Below are 15,435 nucleotides of genomic sequence, written 5' to 3'. Positions count from 1 at the left end.
AGTACGGCGAGACGATACAACGCCGCTATGGGGGCTTTTGTTATGCGCTCTTAGGCTTGATGCGGTACGCGAATCGCACTGGGTCCGCTTGAATCCAATCTTGGATTGTTCTCGGCAAGGCCTCTGGCTTAAGAAAACACGTCTCAACGAAATTGGCATGGGTAGCAATCAATTCGTTAGCAACTTCCTCAATCGCGTTCGTAGTAGACTTCCATCCCTCGCTCGGCGCCAACTCGATCAGCAATTCAGCGACTTTATCTTTTACAGGTTCGCGACGAAGATCTTTACCTCGCCCACCAGTGCTAGCCCGCGCTTTAAAGCGATTATTCGGATTGGGTAAGAACATTTCTGGATTTGACCAATAGAGCCCTCGCTCCACGCAGTAAATTGCGTGATCTAGATTACTTCTCGCTAGGGCTCTTGCGCCCTCTTTGGCGTACACCGTTGCCATTACCGGTGAGCAAAAGTGCGCCTCATAGCTGATGGCAGCAAGAGCATGGACAGGCGTGGCACATCGATACTCCAAGTCTTCGATAGATAGCCCGGAGTTCAGCACCTGGACAATTGAGCATTCCAATTCTTTCCATTCTACGCCCAGCGCGTTTTGCCACATGTACTCATGTACACGTTCCTCAATCGTCGCCAATTTCGCTTTCAAGGCTTCACTCGATTGAGTCAGTTTGGATCTTTTATCAGTTGGAGAACATGTATTCCAGCTACCATCAGCAGATCGGTTACCTTGCAAGGAAAACGTTCTCGGTTCGTTTAAATCGTCGCTGTATAAATTCACTGACAATTTGAAACCAACCACGCTTTTATCGCGGAGAATATCCGATATTTTTTTGAGTCTTTTCTCAGCTTCACTTAAGAACTTTGGCTTCGTTACTTTCATTAAATCCCCAAGTTCTAAGCCGCTCTAAAGAGCGGTGTAACAGTACCGCCATCAAGTTGCGCCTGAACGAAATCCGCCCAAGCTTGAAGAATTACACGGCGTTGCTCCGAGTATTCCGCACGATTGTAGACGCCCTTTATGCCCACGATCTTGTGCGCCAAGGTCCGCTCAATCGCATCCGACGAGTGTCCCATCTCATGAAGATGGGTGGAAGCCGTGCGACGGAAGTCATGCAAGACGAAATGTTGAACATCAATGGACAACGCACGTACTGCTTGATTCAGCGTGCTTTTACTGATCGGACGGTCATCAACACCACGTGTACTTGGAAACACATAGGCCGACTTTCCTGCGTGCCCCTTCAGTTCCTCTAGCATGGCAAGCGCCTGACGCGACAAATACACACGATGCGGGCGGTCCTTTTTCATTCGCTCAGCAGGAATGTCCCACACCCCAGCGGCAAGGTCGAACTCATCCCAAGTTGCCTCGGTGAGTTCAGCCTTGCGCACCATCGTAATGAAGAGAAGATTCAGCGCTAGCTTGAGGGAACGCCGAATGTCGGAAGCATGAATCGCTCTGAGAACCACACCAATTTCCTGTGGCGACAATACGCGTGTCCTACTTTCCTCTGTCGCGATGAACCGGGCCACGAGCGCCGCAGCTGGGTTACTTTCTGCAAGTTGACGCGCGATTGCGAAATCGTACATTCGTCGCAGGGCGTTACGCGTTAGTAAAGCCATTTTTGGTGCGCCACGCGCTTTGATCCTGTCGCACAAGGCCATGATGTCGGCAGGCTTGACCTCTGAGAGAGGGACATCACCGAGCATCGGGAAAACATCCTTGGTCATGAGCCGACGCATCGTGGTGACGTAGCTCGGCGACTTGCCTACAAGCTGCTCGTCCAACCACGACTTACCGAAAGCCCCAACCGTATTCAACATGGCGGTTTTCTCGGCTTGCACTGCACGCTTCGGTGATTCACCACGCGCAACGAGGGCTGCCCACTCGTCACGGCGCTTACGGGCGTGAGCCAAGCCAATTTCCGGATAATTACCAATCGTAAGCGGCGGGTGGCGCACACCGTGCAGCTGGTAGCGATAGCGCCAGATCTTCGCACCACTCGGCATTACTTCGAGCATCAAGCCTGCACTATCGCTTATCCGATATCGCGCCGGTCGAGCTTTCAGTGACTTGATCTTCGTATCAGTTAAGGGGGTTGCTTGACGCGGCATAGGTACACTCCTTTGGTACACGTGTCGCTCATGTCGCGACACGTGTACCAAATTGTGTACCTAAAATCACTAGATGTCTATAGGAAATTTTGTAACGATCTAGACACTACTCAGCGCCACCTCATAGTGAGATCTCGACCATATGGACTGATATAGATCTCATTGGATTCAAATTTACTTTCCGATGCAGAACCGGCTGAAGATCACCCCCAGCAGGTCGTCCGGCGTGAACTGCCCGGTGATGCTGGACAGCTGGTCCTGCGCCAGGCGCAGCTCCTCGGCGAACAGGTCGAGCGACTGGTCGTCCTGCATCGCGTGCCGGCGCGCCAGTTCGAGATGCTCGCGGGCGGCGCGCAGCGCGATCAGGTGGCGTTCGCGCGCCAGGTACAGCGACTCGCCGGTCTGCTGCCAGCCGGCGATGCGCAGCAGTTCGGCGCGCAGCAGGTCGATGCCGAGCTTCTCGTGCGCCGACAGGTAGAGGTGGGTGGCGTCGGGCGACACGTCCATCGAAGGCGCGTGGCCGGACAGGTCGATCTTGTTCCAGATGCGCACCACCGGCACGCCCGCCGGGAAGGCGGCGACGATCTTTTCGTCTTCCGCGCTCGGGCCCAGGTTGGCGTCCAGCAGGTGCAGGATCACGTCGGCCTTGCCGACTTCGCCCCAGGTGCGCTCGATGCCGATGCGCTCCACGACATCGATGCCGTCATCGGTGCGGATGCCGGCCGTGTCGATGATGTTGAGCGGGATGCCTTCGATCTGGATGGTCTCGGTAACCTTGTCGCGTGTGGTGCCGGCGATCGGGGTGACGATCGCGACGTCGGCGCCGGCGAGGGCGTTCAGCAGCGAGGACTTGCCGACGTTCGGCTGGCCCACCAGGACCACGTTCAGGCCTTCGCGCAGCAGCGCGCCTTGCGCCGCCTGGCGGAACACGTTTTCCAGCGCCTCGATGATGCCGGCCAGCTGGCCGCGCGCGTTCGACTTTTCGAGGAAGTCGATTTCTTCTTCCGGAAAGTCCAGCGTCGCCTCGACCAGCATGCGCAAATTTGTGGTCTGGTCGACCAGCGTGTGCACCACCTGCGAAAAGGCGCCGGACAGCGACTGCGTGGCGGATTTCGCGGCGGCTTCGGTGGAGGCATCGATCAGGTCGGCCACCGCCTCGGCCTGTGCGAGGTCGAGCTTGTCGTTCAGGAAGGCGCGGCGGGTGAACTCGCCCGGTTCGGCCAGGCGCACGCCGAAGGGGGCACCGGCCTCCAGCACGCGCTGCAATAGCATCTGCAGCACGACCGGGCCGCCGTGGCCCTGGAGTTCGAGCACGTCTTCGCCGGTGTAGGAATGCGGGCCCTTGAAGTACAGGGCCAGCCCCTCGTCGATCAAGTCGCCGTTGGCGGCCTTGAAAGGGATGTAGGTGGCGTGACGGGGGTGCAGTTTCACGCCGGGGAACAGGGCGTCGATCAGCTCATGCAGCGATTTGCCGGAGGCGCGCACGACGCCGATGCCGCCGCGGCCGGGAGCGGTGGCGATGGCGGCGATGGGGGAGGTGTCGAGTTTCATGGGGGGATTGTAAGGGATACGGAAAAGAAAAAGCCCGCGCAACGCGCGGGCTTTCCACTGAAACCAGAACAGCGCTTACTTCGCCGCGCCGGTCTCGAACTTCTTGGTGATCACCCACTGCTGCGCGATCGACAGGATGTTGTTGACCACCCAGTACAGCACCAGGCCCGACGGGAAGAAGAAGAACACCACCGAGAACGCCAGCGGCATGAACAGCATCATCTTCGCCTGCACCGGGTCGGTCGGCTGCGGGTTCAGCTTGGTGGTGATGTACATCGACACCGCGTAGACGACCGGCAGGATGAAGTACGGGTCCGGCTGGGTCAGGTCCTGGATCCACAGGATCCACGGCGCACCGCGCATCTCGACCGATGCCTGCAGCACCCAGTACAGGGCGAAGAAGACCGGCATCTGCACCAGGATCGGCAGGCAGCCGCCCAGCGGGTTGATCTTCTCGGTCTTGTACAGCTCCAGGGTGGCCTGCTGCATCTTCTGCGGGTCGTTCTTGTAGCGCTCCCGGATCGCCTGCATCTTCGGCGTCACCACGCGCATCTTGGCCATGCTGCGGTAGCCGGCCGCCGACAGCGGGAAGAAGGCCAGCTTGATCAGGACGGTCAGGGCGACGATGGTCCAGCCCCAGTTACCCAGCAGCGAGTGCAGGTGGGTCATCACCCAGAAGATCGGCTTGGCGATGATGGTCAGCATGCCGTAGTCCTTGACCAGTTCCAGGCCAGGGGTGATGGTTTCCAGGGTCTGCTCGTCCTGCGGGCCCGAGTACAGGCGGGTGTCGGTCGACACGGTCGCGCCCGGGGCCACGCTGCCCAGCGGCTGGATGGTGCCGATGGCGTACAGGTTGTTCGCGATCTTCTTGGTGAAGATCTCGCGCTGCGCCTTGTCGGCCGGGATGAAGGCCGACACGAAGAAGTGCTGCGAGATCGCGATCCAGCCGTTGTTGGCCTTGGTCGAGTGCTGGGCGCTGCCGTCTTCGATCTCTTCGAAGGTCAGCTTCTGGTACTTGTCTGCGTCCGTGTACAGGGTCGGGCCGGTGTAGCTCGGCATGAAGAACGAGTCGGTCGGCGGCTTGTTGCCGTCGTGCTGGAGCTGCAGGTACAGCGAAGGCTGCACCGGCGCGGCGGTCAGGTTGGTCACGTCATGGCGGATGCCGATGGTGTAGTCGCCCTTGCGGAAGGTGAAGGTCTTGGTCAGGCGCACGCCACCCTGCTCCGCGTCCAGCACCAGCTGCACGGTGCCGTCGGCGCCGCGCGTGAGCGGACGGGCCACGAACGGGGTCGCGTGGTTCGGCATCACGCCCGCCGGGGTCGAGCCGACCAGGCCGGTCTGGCCGAGGTAGACGTTGTTGCCGGCCACGTTGAACAGCACCTTGTTCTTGGTCTTGTCGATCTCGTCGGCGAACTTCAGCAGCTCGAGGCGCTTGATGACGCCGCCGAGGGTGTCGATGTCGGCCTTGACCACGTCGGTGGTGATGGTGATGCGCTGGGTCTGCGGTGCGGCAGGGGCCGCACCCGGGACGCCCGGTGCACCCGGGACTGCAGCGGCGCCCGGCTGACCGGCGGCCGGCACGTCGTTCGGCTTGGCCTGCTGCTGCGCCACCTGGGCGGTCGGCGGGGCCGGCGAGAACAGCGACTGTTTACCGTTGGTCACCATCCAGTTGTTCCAGAGAACAATCAGGGAAATGGCGAACACGATCCACAGGACGGTACGTTTATTGAGTTCCATTGGAGTCTAGTCAGGAGTGATTACAACCGCGAGCGGCTGGTGGAGGTTGCTGGTCCTTGCCCTCATGCGCCGGCGGGACGAAATCCACGCCGCCCGGGTTCCACGGATGGCAGCGGCACACGCGGCGCACGGCCAGCAGCGAGCCGCGGGCCGCGCCGTGCACGCGCAGTGCTTCGATCGCGTAATTGGAACAGGTCGGGTAAAAACGGCATTTCTGCCCGAGCAACGGGGACAGCAGCAGCTGGTAGCCGCGAAGGAACCAGACCAGCAGCGTCTTCATGATGTCGGCGTGGGCGCCGGACGGCGCGGGCGCTGAGAGGCGAACAGGCGGGCCAGCTCGGCGCGCAGCTCGGCCTTCAGGGCGCGCGTGGTGGCCGGCCCATCCTTGCCGTTCACCGGCCGGGATAAGCGGACGATACAGTCGACCGCCTGCAGCTGGCTGGTGCGGAACAGTTCGCGCGTGACGCGCTTGATCGTATTGCGGGTGACGGCGCGCGGCGCGAAACGCTTGGCCGCAACGACGCCCAGCCGCGCATGCGGCAGGCTGTTGGGTCGGGTGTAGAGCACGAAATGCGCGGATTTTTGTGCCGGCCGCAAACGAAAAACGGATGAAAACTCATCCGTTTTAACGATACGCCGAACGCGCGCGAAGTCGTGCGAACCTTCGCCTGTCATCACCGACCGCGTCGATCTGGTCTAAGAAACTTAGACAGCCAGGCGCTTGCGGCCCTTGGCGCGGCGAGCGTTCAGGACTTGACGGCCACCACGGGTAGCCATACGTGCGCGGAAGCCGTGCGTGCGCTTGCGACGGACGACGGAAGGTTGGTAAGTACGTTTCATGGTGGTCTCGCTTAAAGCAAAAGAAAGTGCAAAATCGGGTCTGACGTCGCGTCAGGATTCGTCGCCAATGACAGTTCGCAGATGGTTAAGCCAGCGTCGCGCCACAGCAGATACTCGTTTCGCCCGGGCGACCGCCTGCTGAATTGTCAGCTTGATATGGCGCACGGACGGGGAACCCTGAATTAGACATGATTTCCAGTCCAGCTGTCAAGGAAGCTGTTGTTTCCTGATGAGCCGCCCTCGCGCCCTGCTGTCGCGCCGGCGCTGCTGCGCAAACTGCGCTTTCGGTTGAAAATAGTGGGCCCAACCTGTGGATAACTTCGGCCGAGACAGGTAAAATAGCGTGTTACGTATCAACTAGCGAAGTATGGAAAACTTTTGGCAGACCTGTTCCGCGCAGCTGGAACTCGAGCTGACGCCGCAGCAATATAGTGCGTGGATCAAATCGCTCGTCGTGCTCGACTACGAGGACGGCAAGCTGCGCATTGCGGCGCCGAATCGCTTCAAGCTCGACTGGGTCAAGACGCAGTTCGCCAAGCGCATCACCGAGCTCGCCTGCCAGTATTGGGAAGCGCCGGTGGAAGTGCAGTTCGTGCTCGACCCGAAGAACAACCCGGCCAAGAAGCCGGCCGGCCCTGCCGGCGCTGCCGAAGGCAGCGCACCGCCGAATTTCGACGCGCCGCGCCCCGACCCTGCCCCCAGCCAGGGCAACGTGAACATCGCCAACTCGCCCAAGCGCGAGCAGAGCCGCATCAACACGGACCTGACCTTCGACAGCTTCGTGACCGGTAAGGCCAACCAGCTGGCGCGCGCCGCCGCGATCCAGGTGGCCAACAACCCGGGCGTCTCGTACAACCCGCTGTTCTTCTACGGCGGCGTCGGCCTCGGTAAGACCCACCTGATCCACGCGATCGGCAACCAGGTCATGGCCGACAACCCGAACGCGCGCATCCGCTACATCCACGCCGAGCAGTACGTGCGCGACGTCGTCACCGCCTACCAGCGGAAAGGCTTCGACGACTTCAAGCACTACTACCACTCGCTCGACATGCTGCTGATCGACGATATTCAATTCTTCGGCGGCAAGAGCCGCACGCAGGAAGAGTTCTTCTATGCATTCGAAGCGCTGATCGCGGCCAAGAAGCAGATCATCATCACCTCGGATACCTATCCGAAAGAGATCACCGGCATGGACGACCGCTTGATCTCGCGCTTCGACTCCGGCCTGACGGTCGCGATCGAGCCGCCGGAGCTGGAAATGCGCGTGGCGATCCTGCTGAAGAAGGCGCAGTCCGAGAACGTGACCCTGTCGGACGACGTCGCCTTCTTCGTGGCCAAGCACCTGCGCTCCAACGTGCGCGAGCTGGAAGGCGCCCTGCGCAAGATCCTGGCCTACTCGCGCTTCCACGGCAAGGACATCACCATCGACGTGGTGAAGGAAGCCCTGAAGGACCTGCTGTCGGTGCAGAACCGCCAGATCTCGGTGGAGAACATCCAGAAGACGGTGGCGGACTTTTTCAACATCAAGGTGGCGGACATGTACTCCAAGCGCCGCCCGGCGAACATCGCCCGCCCGCGCCAGATCGCCATGTACCTGGCCAAGGAGCTGACGCAAAAGAGCCTGCCGGAGATCGGCGAGCTGTTCGGCGGCCGCGACCACACCACCGTCCTGCACGCGGTGCGCAAGATCGCCCAGGACCGCCAGAAGAATGCCGAGTGCAACCATGAGCTGCACGTGCTGGAGCAGACGCTGAAGGGCTGATTGGGAGTTTCCGTAGGGTGGGCGGGTCTCCCGCCCACGCGTTCAAGCAGCGGGTGATTAAACACGGTGCGATTGTTCAAGAGATAGTTGAACGCGTGGGGTGATCTGGTCCAGTGGACGGGATCACGAGCCGCCCACCCTACAAAAGCCATGCGACAGCGTTTGTGTTTGCTTCCGGCAATTGGCAAAATAGAGCGATAGCAATAAATAAATTCATACTTAACTGAGGATATCTATGCAACTGGTCAAAACCACCCGAGACACGCTTCTCCGGCCACTGCAGATCGTGAGCGGTATTGTCGAGCGTCGGCACACTATGCCGATTCTGGCCAATATCCTCATTCGCAAGGACGGCGAAAGCGTCTCCTTCCTCTCGACCGATACCGAAGTCCAGATCACGACGCACGCCAACATCGGTTCGGGCGACGACGTGACCGGCACCACGGTGGCGGCGCGCAAGCTGCTGGACATCCTGCGCGCCCTGCCGGAGTCGGGCGACGTGACCATGACCCTGCAGAACAAGCGCCTGGCCGTCCAGAGCGGCAAGTCGCGCTTCGCCCTGCAGACCCTGGCCGCGGAAGAATTCCCGACCGTCTCGGTGGCCGACAGCTACAACGCCACCGTCACCCTGCCGCAGAAGACGCTGAAGCACCTGTTCAACATGGTGCACTTCGCGATGGCCCAGCAGGACATCCGCTACTACCTGAACGGCCTGCTCTTGGTGCTGGACGGTAACAACATCATCGCCGTGGCCACCGACGGCCACCGCCTGGCCTTCTGCCAGGTGGCCTCCGAGCAGTCCTTCGAGCGCCAGGAAGTGATCATCCCGCGCAAGACCATCATCGAACTGCAGCGCCTGCTGGAAGAAAGCGATGAGGAAGTGCGCCTGGATATCGCCGCCTCGCAGGTCAAGCTGACCTTCGCCGACATCGAGCTGGTCTCGAAGCTGGTCGAGGGCAAGTTCCCTGACTACACCCGCGTGATCCCCAAGGGTTACAAGAACGAGTTCACCATCGGCCGCGATGAACTGCTGCGTTCGCTGCAGCGCGCCGCGATCATGACCAGCGACAAGTTCAAGGGCGTGCGCTGCATCATCGAGCCGGGCGTCATGAAGATCAGCTCGACCAACGCCGACCAGGAAGAAGCGGTGGAAGAACTCGAGATCGACTACGGCGGCGACACCATCGACATCGGCTTCAACGTGACCTACCTGCTCGACGTGCTGAACAACCTGAAGTGCGACCAGGTGAACATCGCGCTGGGCGATTCGAACTCGTCGGCGCTGATCTCGATTCCCGACAATGGCGACTTCAAGTATGTCGTCATGCCGATGCGTATCTGATCTGACGAACAGTCATCACCGCCATTCCGGCGCAGGCCGGCATGGCGGCACAGGCTGCAGGCAGCCTGAATACCACGTTTTATAGAAAGCAGTCCATGTCCGAGAATACCCAACCAGAAATGACTCCCGCCGCCAAGGCGGACGAATACGGCGCGTCTTCGATCCAGATCCTGGAAGGCCTGGAAGCGGTGCGCAAGCGCCCGGGCATGTACATTGGCGACACCTCGGACGGCACCGGCCTGCACCACCTGGTGTTCGAGGTGCTCGACAACTCGATCGACGAAGCCCTGGCCGGCTACTGCACCGAGATCCACGTCACCATCCACTCCGACAATTCGATCTCGATCACCGACAATGGCCGCGGCATCCCGACCGGCGTCAAGATGGACGACAAGCACGAGCCGAAGCGCTCGGCGACCGAGATCGCCCTGACCGAACTGCACGCCGGCGGCAAGTTCAACCAGAACTCGTACAAGGTGTCGGGCGGCCTGCACGGCGTCGGCGTCTCGTGCGTGAACGCACTGTCGAAGCTGCTGCGCGTGACCGTGCGCCAAAAAGGCAAGGTGCACCAGCTGGAATTCTGCCGCGGCGTCCCGGTGGACCGCATCATCGAGGTGGTCGACGGCGTGGAAGTCTCGCCGATGAAGGTCCTGGGCGACACCGACAAGCGCGGCACCGAAGTCCACTTCTGGGCCGATGAGGAAATCTTCACCACCGTCGAGTTCCACTACGAGATCCTGAGCAAGCGCATCCGCGAACTCTCGTTCCTGAACAACGGCGTCAACATCAAGCTGAGCGACCACCGCACCGGCAAGGAAGAAGTGTTCGCCTTCGAAGGCGGCACCCGCGGCTTCGTCGAATACATCAACAAGGCCAAGACCGTCCTGCACCCGACCGTGTTCCAGGCGACCGGCGAGCGCGTGTCCGAGCAGGGCACCACCATCTCGGTGGACGTGTCGATGCAGTGGAACGACGCCTACAACGAGCAGGTGCTGTGCTTCACCAACAACATCCCGCAGCGCGACGGCGGCACCCACCTGACCGGCCTGCGCGCGGCGATGACGCGCGTGATCAACAAGTACATCGACGAGAACGAATTCGCCAAGAAGGCGAAGGTGGAAATCTCGGGCGACGACATGCGCGAGGGTCTCACCTGCGTGCTGTCCGTCAAAGTGCCGGAGCCGAAGTTCTCGTCGCAGACCAAGGACAAGCTGGTGTCGTCGGAAGTGCGCGGCCCGGTGGAAGAGATCGTGGCCAAGACCCTGACCGACTTCCTGATGGAGAAGCCGAACGACGCCAAGATCATCTGCGGCAAGATCGTGGAAGCGGCGCGTGCGCGCGAAGCGGCCCGCAAGGCGCGCGACCTCACCCGGCGCAAGGGCGTGATGGACGGCCTGGGCCTGTCGTCGAAGCTGGCCGACTGCCAGGAGCGCGATCCGGCGCTGGCCGAGCTGTACATCGTCGAGGGTGACTCGGCAGGCGGCTCCGCCAAGCAGGGCCGCGACCGCAAGTTCCAGGCCATCCTGCCGCTGCGCGGCAAGGTGCTGAACGTGGAAAAGGCGCGTTTCGAAAAGATGCTGTCGTCGGAGCAGATCACCACCCTGATCGCGACCCTCGGCACCTCGATCGGCCCGGACGAATTCAACGTCGACAAGCTGCGCTACCACCGCATCATCATCATGACCGACGCGGACGTCGACGGCGCCCACATCCGCACCCTGCTGCTGACGCTGTTCTACCGCCAGATGCCGCAGCTGGTGGAGCGCGGCCACATCTACATCGCGCAGCCGCCGCTGTACAAGGTGAAGCACGGCCGCGACGAGCGCTACCTGAAGGACGACCTGGAGGAAGCCAGCTACATGATGATGGTGGCGCTGAACAGCGCGTCCCTGATCCCGCGCGAAGGCGCCGAGCCGATCACCGGCGAAGCGCTGGCCGAGCTGGTGCGCCAGTACAACCTGGCCAACGCCATCATGATGCGCCTGACCCGCGTGATCGACCGCGCGGCGTTGACCGCCATCATGAGCGGCGTCACCCTGCAGATGAGTACGCTGGAAGAGGCCACGGCCTCGGCCCAGGCGATGGAGGCGGCCATCAACGACCGGGCCGTGAAAGTGGTGGTGCGTTCCGACGAATTGAGCGAAAAGCACGCGCTGCGCATCGAGCGCATGCACCACGGTAACGTGAACGTCACCTCGATCGACGCCGACTTCGTGCAGAGCAACGACTATGCCGTGCTGGCCAATGCGGCCGCCACCTTCCAGGGCCTGATCGGCGAGGGCGCCATCATGCGCCGCGGCGAAGGCGAGAAGATGAAGGAGTTCGCGGTGCGCGGCTTCCACGAAGCCATGATCTGGCTGCGCGAGGAAGCGGAACGCGGCGTGAGCAAGCAGCGTTATAAGGGTCTGGGCGAGATGAATCCGGAGCAGCTGTGGGAAACCACGATGGATCCGACCGTGCGCCGCCTGCTGAAGGTGCAAATCGAGGACGCGATTGCGGCGGACCAGATCTTCACCACGCTGATGGGCGATGAGGTGGAGCCGCGCAGGAACTTCATCGAGACCAATGCGCTGCAGGCGGGGAATATCGACGTCTAAGCGTTCTGCGCTCCAAGCCAAAACGGCCTCGTACTTATACGAGGCCGTTTTTTATTCTGCCGTCTGCAGGCGGCTATTCGATCTTTCCCTCAAACGCATTCAGGCGCTTCAATTGCTCAAGTTTCCTATCGGTCGGCGGGAATCGCCAGCGACTGCAGACCACTTGGTAACGACATCGTACCCCAATACCCCACGACACACCTGAAGCGCGACCTCGTCTCCCCTCATGACACGGTCCCAAAACGGTCGGTCGACCACAATGTGTTCTTCATCACCCGAGGGAAGCCGGGCTACCAGACGCGGCGTGGCCGCCTGTCTTCTTCCGTAGAACTTATCAGTAATTGTCACAGTCAATTGGCGAGCTTCCTCAACGTGCGTTCGATTGAGATAACTTGCGCCAGCAATCGACATGGCCCCAACAGTCATCGCCGTCGTCCCTGCAAATATCATGGTTCTCAAGACCGGACCGATCATTCCACTAAGCAGGTCACGATGGTAGTACCCGAATAAAGCCCCACAAACCAGACCAAGCAGGTTTCCCCCTACAAATACGTATAAGAACAGCTGCAAGCCGCCGATCGTATTCTCGAGCCAATCGACTTCGCTGCTCATCCAAAAAAGGGCAAGGACGAACAGCAGGTAAAAAGGAGGCTCAACATATTTTTGAAAGTGGACTCTTGTCATCTTCCCCTACCTGCCTGGACAAGGCATGCGACACATTAAGCTGAGCCCTTTCTGTTCAGTCCTGTTTAATCCTGCTCGGGAATTGGCCGGACAACCAGGAACTGATAGAACATTGCACCGATGAAAGCGATGCCTGCCCCCGTCAACAATGCCGGTACAAAGGACCAGCTCTGCGCGATATAGCCGGTAAAGATCGGCGCCAGCGCGCTCCCGATAAACCCGCCAAAATTCTGGATCGCGCCCAGCGAGGCGACGCGGCTCCGTGGAGCAACCGCGGTGACGAGCGACCACGAACAGGCCGATGCCGCATTGGCGAGGAAGATGACGACCGAGATGCAGGCGATGGCCGCGGTATTGCTCTCCACCAGCGCCGCCGGAATCGTGAACGCCACCATGCCCAGCATGGCCAGCACCACCGCCGTGCGGCGGCCTGCCACAACCGATGCGGCACGGCGGGTGATCCGGTCCGAAGCCCAGCCTGCGGTCAAGGCACCCGCGAAGCCGCACAGGAAGGGAATCGTGGCCGCCACGCCGACCATGGCCACATCCATATGGCGCTCTGTGCGCAGATAACCCGGGAGCCAGGTGAGGAAAACCCAGTTCAGATAGACCGAGCCGAAGAAGCCAAGCATCATGCCCCAGGTGGCGCGCTGGCGGAACAGCGCGCGCCATGCTGCGAAATCCGTTTTCGGCGCGGCCTCGCTGCTCTGGCCTTCATCCAAATACGCTTTCTCGGCCTCGCTCAGTTGCTCGCGCACCGGGTCGCGATACAGCATGACCCAGACGACGGCCGCGACGATGCCAAGGGCTCCGGTGACGAAAAAGGCCCAGTGCCAGCTGGTCGCGGCGATCAGGGGAGTAAGGCACAGTGGCGCCAACGCGAACCCCAATGGCGACGCCGAGTTGTAGACCCCTGTCGGCGTACCGCGTGACTTGATCGGGAACCAGTTGCTCACGACCCGCGCCGCCGCCGGGAACTGCGGCGCCTCGCCGATGCCGAGCACGACGCGTGCAAGCACGAACCAGCCGAAGGTCGAGACCAGCCCGCCGGCTGCCTGCGCCAGCGACCACACCACTAAACCTGTGCCGAGCAGCCAGCGCGGCCCGATCTTGTCGACCAGGGCGCCAACCGGGAGCTGGCACAGCGCATAGCTCCAGGAAAAGGCCGACAGCAGCAGACCCATTTGACCGAGCGAGAGGCCGAGGTCGGCGCGAATGTACTCGTTGGCGACGGCCAGGGTGGCGCGATCGAGGTAGTTGATCACTCCGGTGACGACCAGCAGTACCAATGCGATGGTCTGGCGGCGGCGGATGCGTGGAGGGGTAATGTGGTGAGAAGGGAGTGCGTTCATCCCGAGATGCTATCAAACGGGCATTGATAGAGGGAAAGATATTTACCTGAAAGCCAGCAGGCGTGCCGCAATAGCGACAGAAAGGAAGAGGCCAGGCATGCCCAGCCTCTCTATGGCGACTACGTGCCTACGAACAGCTACCGTAAGCGTAATACCCCGCCGAGGTCCTCCGCACATCGGTATAGGCCGTGGTCAGGTAGTAGCCCAGGTACTGGTTGGAATTGACCGCGTACACCTGTCCGTCGGCGCCACGGTAGGCACGCCCCGCCGTCACATGCGCGTAGTTGCTGGCATACCAGGAACTGCACGTGAACGGCGCCGCCGCATTGCCGCTGACGATCTTGTCGATCATCGTCTTGATCGCCACCATCTGTCCGCCGCTCTTGGCCAGGAAGTTCACGTCGTCGTGCCCCCACCAGTCCCAGCATCCGCCCGGATTGTTCGCCTTCGCCATCGCCTGCGGATACAGCACGACGATCTTGTTGGTATCGGCCCAGCGGTTGTAGCCCGCGTTCTGGTAGAAGGCCGTTCCCACGCTGGCGACGTTCTGCAGGCAGCCGTGGAAAGCCACGTGCAGGCGGCAGGCCTGCCCCGCGGCGCAGGCGGCCGGCACGTAAGCGTAGCCGCTGCTCGCCATGCCGTGCGTGTTCGGGTTGCGGTTGCCCCAGAACGCGGCCTGGTCGAAGTTGATGAAGCTGCCGCTCAAGGTGCCGGCGTTCTTCGCGTTCAGCGGCCCGTAGAGCCACTTCAACATCTCGCCCGCCGTATCGAAGTTGCAGTTATTGACGTAGGGGGAACCGTTGATGGCGCAGCCGCTGCCGAAGAAATCCGTCGGGATCGAGTGCTCGGCCGTCAGGTTGTTCTTGTAGAAGATGTTCGTGGACGGGAGGTAGTTGCCGTACATGGTGCGCAGGTCGTTCATCACCGGCTGGCGCACGGTCGAATCGATGGTGCCCGACAGCAGGTAGACTTTTGACGCCGCCATGTTGCCGGTTGGGTCGATGTAGCCGTTGCCCGACCAGGTGTTCACCACCGAGATCAAGTAGGGCAGGTTGCGCGATGCTGTGTCCGCCATGCAGGGCCCGGTCGCGATCGCGGCATTGCCCTGCGAGCAGTAGACAGGCCCGCCGGCGATGATGCCGGCGCCCTTCTTCACCGTCTTCGAATACGCGAAATGCATCTGCGCCGCCATGTGGGCGCCGGACGAGAATCCGGATACCGACACCTCGTTGACGCTGACGTTGTATTTCGGCAGAGCGACGACCGCTCCGTTGGCGCTCGTTGCGAGCAGGCTGAGGGCGAGGGCTGACAGCCCCGCTGAGGTGCGAGTGTGAAATAGCATTCCGTCTCCGTTGTTGTAGTCCTTATGTGGAGTCGCCGTCGTGCGGCGATCCAGCCATGCTTGTGCCTGGCTGGATCAGAATAGTTGAGGTAAGGACATAGTCA

The 15,435-nt window shown here is 61.1% G+C and carries 13 protein-coding genes; 3 read left to right on the top strand and 10 right to left on the bottom strand.

What is annotated here, in order from left to right; translation table 11 throughout:
- Positions 1 to 40: 40 nt before the first annotated feature.
- The 7 genes from MA09_RS24745 to rpmH form a co-directional block, all read right to left on the bottom strand.
- A complete protein-coding gene (locus tag MA09_RS24745) occupies positions 41 to 892 on the bottom strand; it encodes a hypothetical protein (protein WP_152594768.1) in 852 nt (283 codons plus the stop codon).
- A 14-nt stretch (positions 893 to 906) separates the two neighbouring features.
- Positions 907 to 2,124 (bottom strand): tyrosine-type recombinase/integrase, encoded by a 1,218-nt coding sequence (locus MA09_RS23305; protein ID WP_036253602.1) that lies wholly within the window; start codon positions 2,122 to 2,124, stop codon positions 907 to 909.
- A gap of 174 nt (positions 2,125 to 2,298) precedes the next feature.
- A complete protein-coding gene (mnmE, locus tag MA09_RS23300) occupies positions 2,299 to 3,675 on the bottom strand; it encodes a tRNA uridine-5-carboxymethylaminomethyl(34) synthesis GTPase MnmE (RefSeq protein WP_036253600.1) in 1,377 nt (458 codons plus the stop codon).
- A 75-nt stretch (positions 3,676 to 3,750) separates the two neighbouring features.
- Positions 3,751 to 5,412, bottom strand: a complete 1,662-nt coding sequence (gene yidC / locus MA09_RS23295) for a membrane protein insertase YidC (protein WP_036253598.1) — start codon at positions 5,410 to 5,412, stop codon at positions 3,751 to 3,753.
- A 10-nt stretch (positions 5,413 to 5,422) separates the two neighbouring features.
- The gene (gene yidD, locus MA09_RS23290) at positions 5,423 to 5,692 is read right to left on the bottom strand and encodes a membrane protein insertion efficiency factor YidD (protein WP_036253596.1); all 270 of its coding nucleotides are present in this window, start codon (positions 5,690 to 5,692) and stop codon (positions 5,423 to 5,425) included.
- Complete coding sequence (gene rnpA / locus MA09_RS23285; protein ID WP_081897769.1) at positions 5,689 to 6,087, bottom strand: ribonuclease P protein component; 399 nt, start codon at positions 6,085 to 6,087, stop codon at positions 5,689 to 5,691. The genes yidD and rnpA overlap by 4 nt, the downstream gene beginning before the upstream one ends.
- 30 nt (positions 6,088 to 6,117) lie before the next feature.
- Positions 6,118 to 6,252, bottom strand: a complete 135-nt coding sequence (gene rpmH / locus MA09_RS24360) for a 50S ribosomal protein L34 (protein WP_040378179.1) — start codon at positions 6,250 to 6,252, stop codon at positions 6,118 to 6,120.
- A 367-nt stretch (positions 6,253 to 6,619) separates the two neighbouring features.
- Here rpmH and dnaA point away from each other — a divergent pair, with 367 nt between their 5' ends.
- From dnaA to gyrB, 3 genes are all read left to right on the top strand, one after another.
- Positions 6,620 to 8,014, top strand: coding sequence for a chromosomal replication initiator protein DnaA (gene dnaA, locus MA09_RS23280; RefSeq protein ID WP_036253593.1), 1,395 nt, complete (start codon positions 6,620 to 6,622; stop codon positions 8,012 to 8,014).
- 235 nt (positions 8,015 to 8,249) lie between these two features.
- On the top strand, positions 8,250 to 9,356 hold the full coding sequence (gene dnaN, locus MA09_RS23275) for a DNA polymerase III subunit beta (RefSeq protein WP_036253591.1): 1,107 nt from the start codon (positions 8,250 to 8,252) through the stop codon (positions 9,354 to 9,356).
- Between the two features lie 95 nt (positions 9,357 to 9,451).
- Complete coding sequence (gene gyrB, locus MA09_RS23270) at positions 9,452 to 11,953, top strand: DNA topoisomerase (ATP-hydrolyzing) subunit B (protein WP_036253589.1); 2,502 nt, start codon at positions 9,452 to 9,454, stop codon at positions 11,951 to 11,953.
- 108 nt (positions 11,954 to 12,061) lie between these two features.
- Here gyrB and MA09_RS23265 read toward each other — a convergent pair whose 3' ends face one another.
- From MA09_RS23265 to MA09_RS23255, 3 genes are all read right to left on the bottom strand, one after another.
- The gene (locus tag MA09_RS23265; RefSeq protein WP_036253587.1) at positions 12,062 to 12,637 is read right to left on the bottom strand and encodes a hypothetical protein; all 576 of its coding nucleotides are present in this window, start codon (positions 12,635 to 12,637) and stop codon (positions 12,062 to 12,064) included.
- 65 nt (positions 12,638 to 12,702) lie between these two features.
- On the bottom strand, positions 12,703 to 13,989 hold the full coding sequence (locus tag MA09_RS23260) for an MFS transporter (protein WP_036253585.1): 1,287 nt from the start codon (positions 13,987 to 13,989) through the stop codon (positions 12,703 to 12,705).
- Positions 13,990 to 14,116: 127 nt separating this feature from the next.
- Positions 14,117 to 15,331: a PHA-depolymerase-like protein gene (locus MA09_RS23255; protein WP_036253583.1), complete on the bottom strand. Its 1,215-nt coding sequence runs from the start codon at positions 15,329 to 15,331 to the stop codon at positions 14,117 to 14,119.
- Positions 15,332 to 15,435: the final 104 nt, after the last annotated feature.

It is taken from the genome of Massilia sp. BSC265 (assembly GCF_000740675.1).
In the GTDB taxonomy this organism is placed as follows: Bacteria; Pseudomonadota; Gammaproteobacteria; order Burkholderiales; family Burkholderiaceae_D; genus Telluria.
The sequence above is the reverse complement of the archived record's forward strand: the minus strand, read 5'-3'. Positions and strand labels throughout refer to the sequence as shown.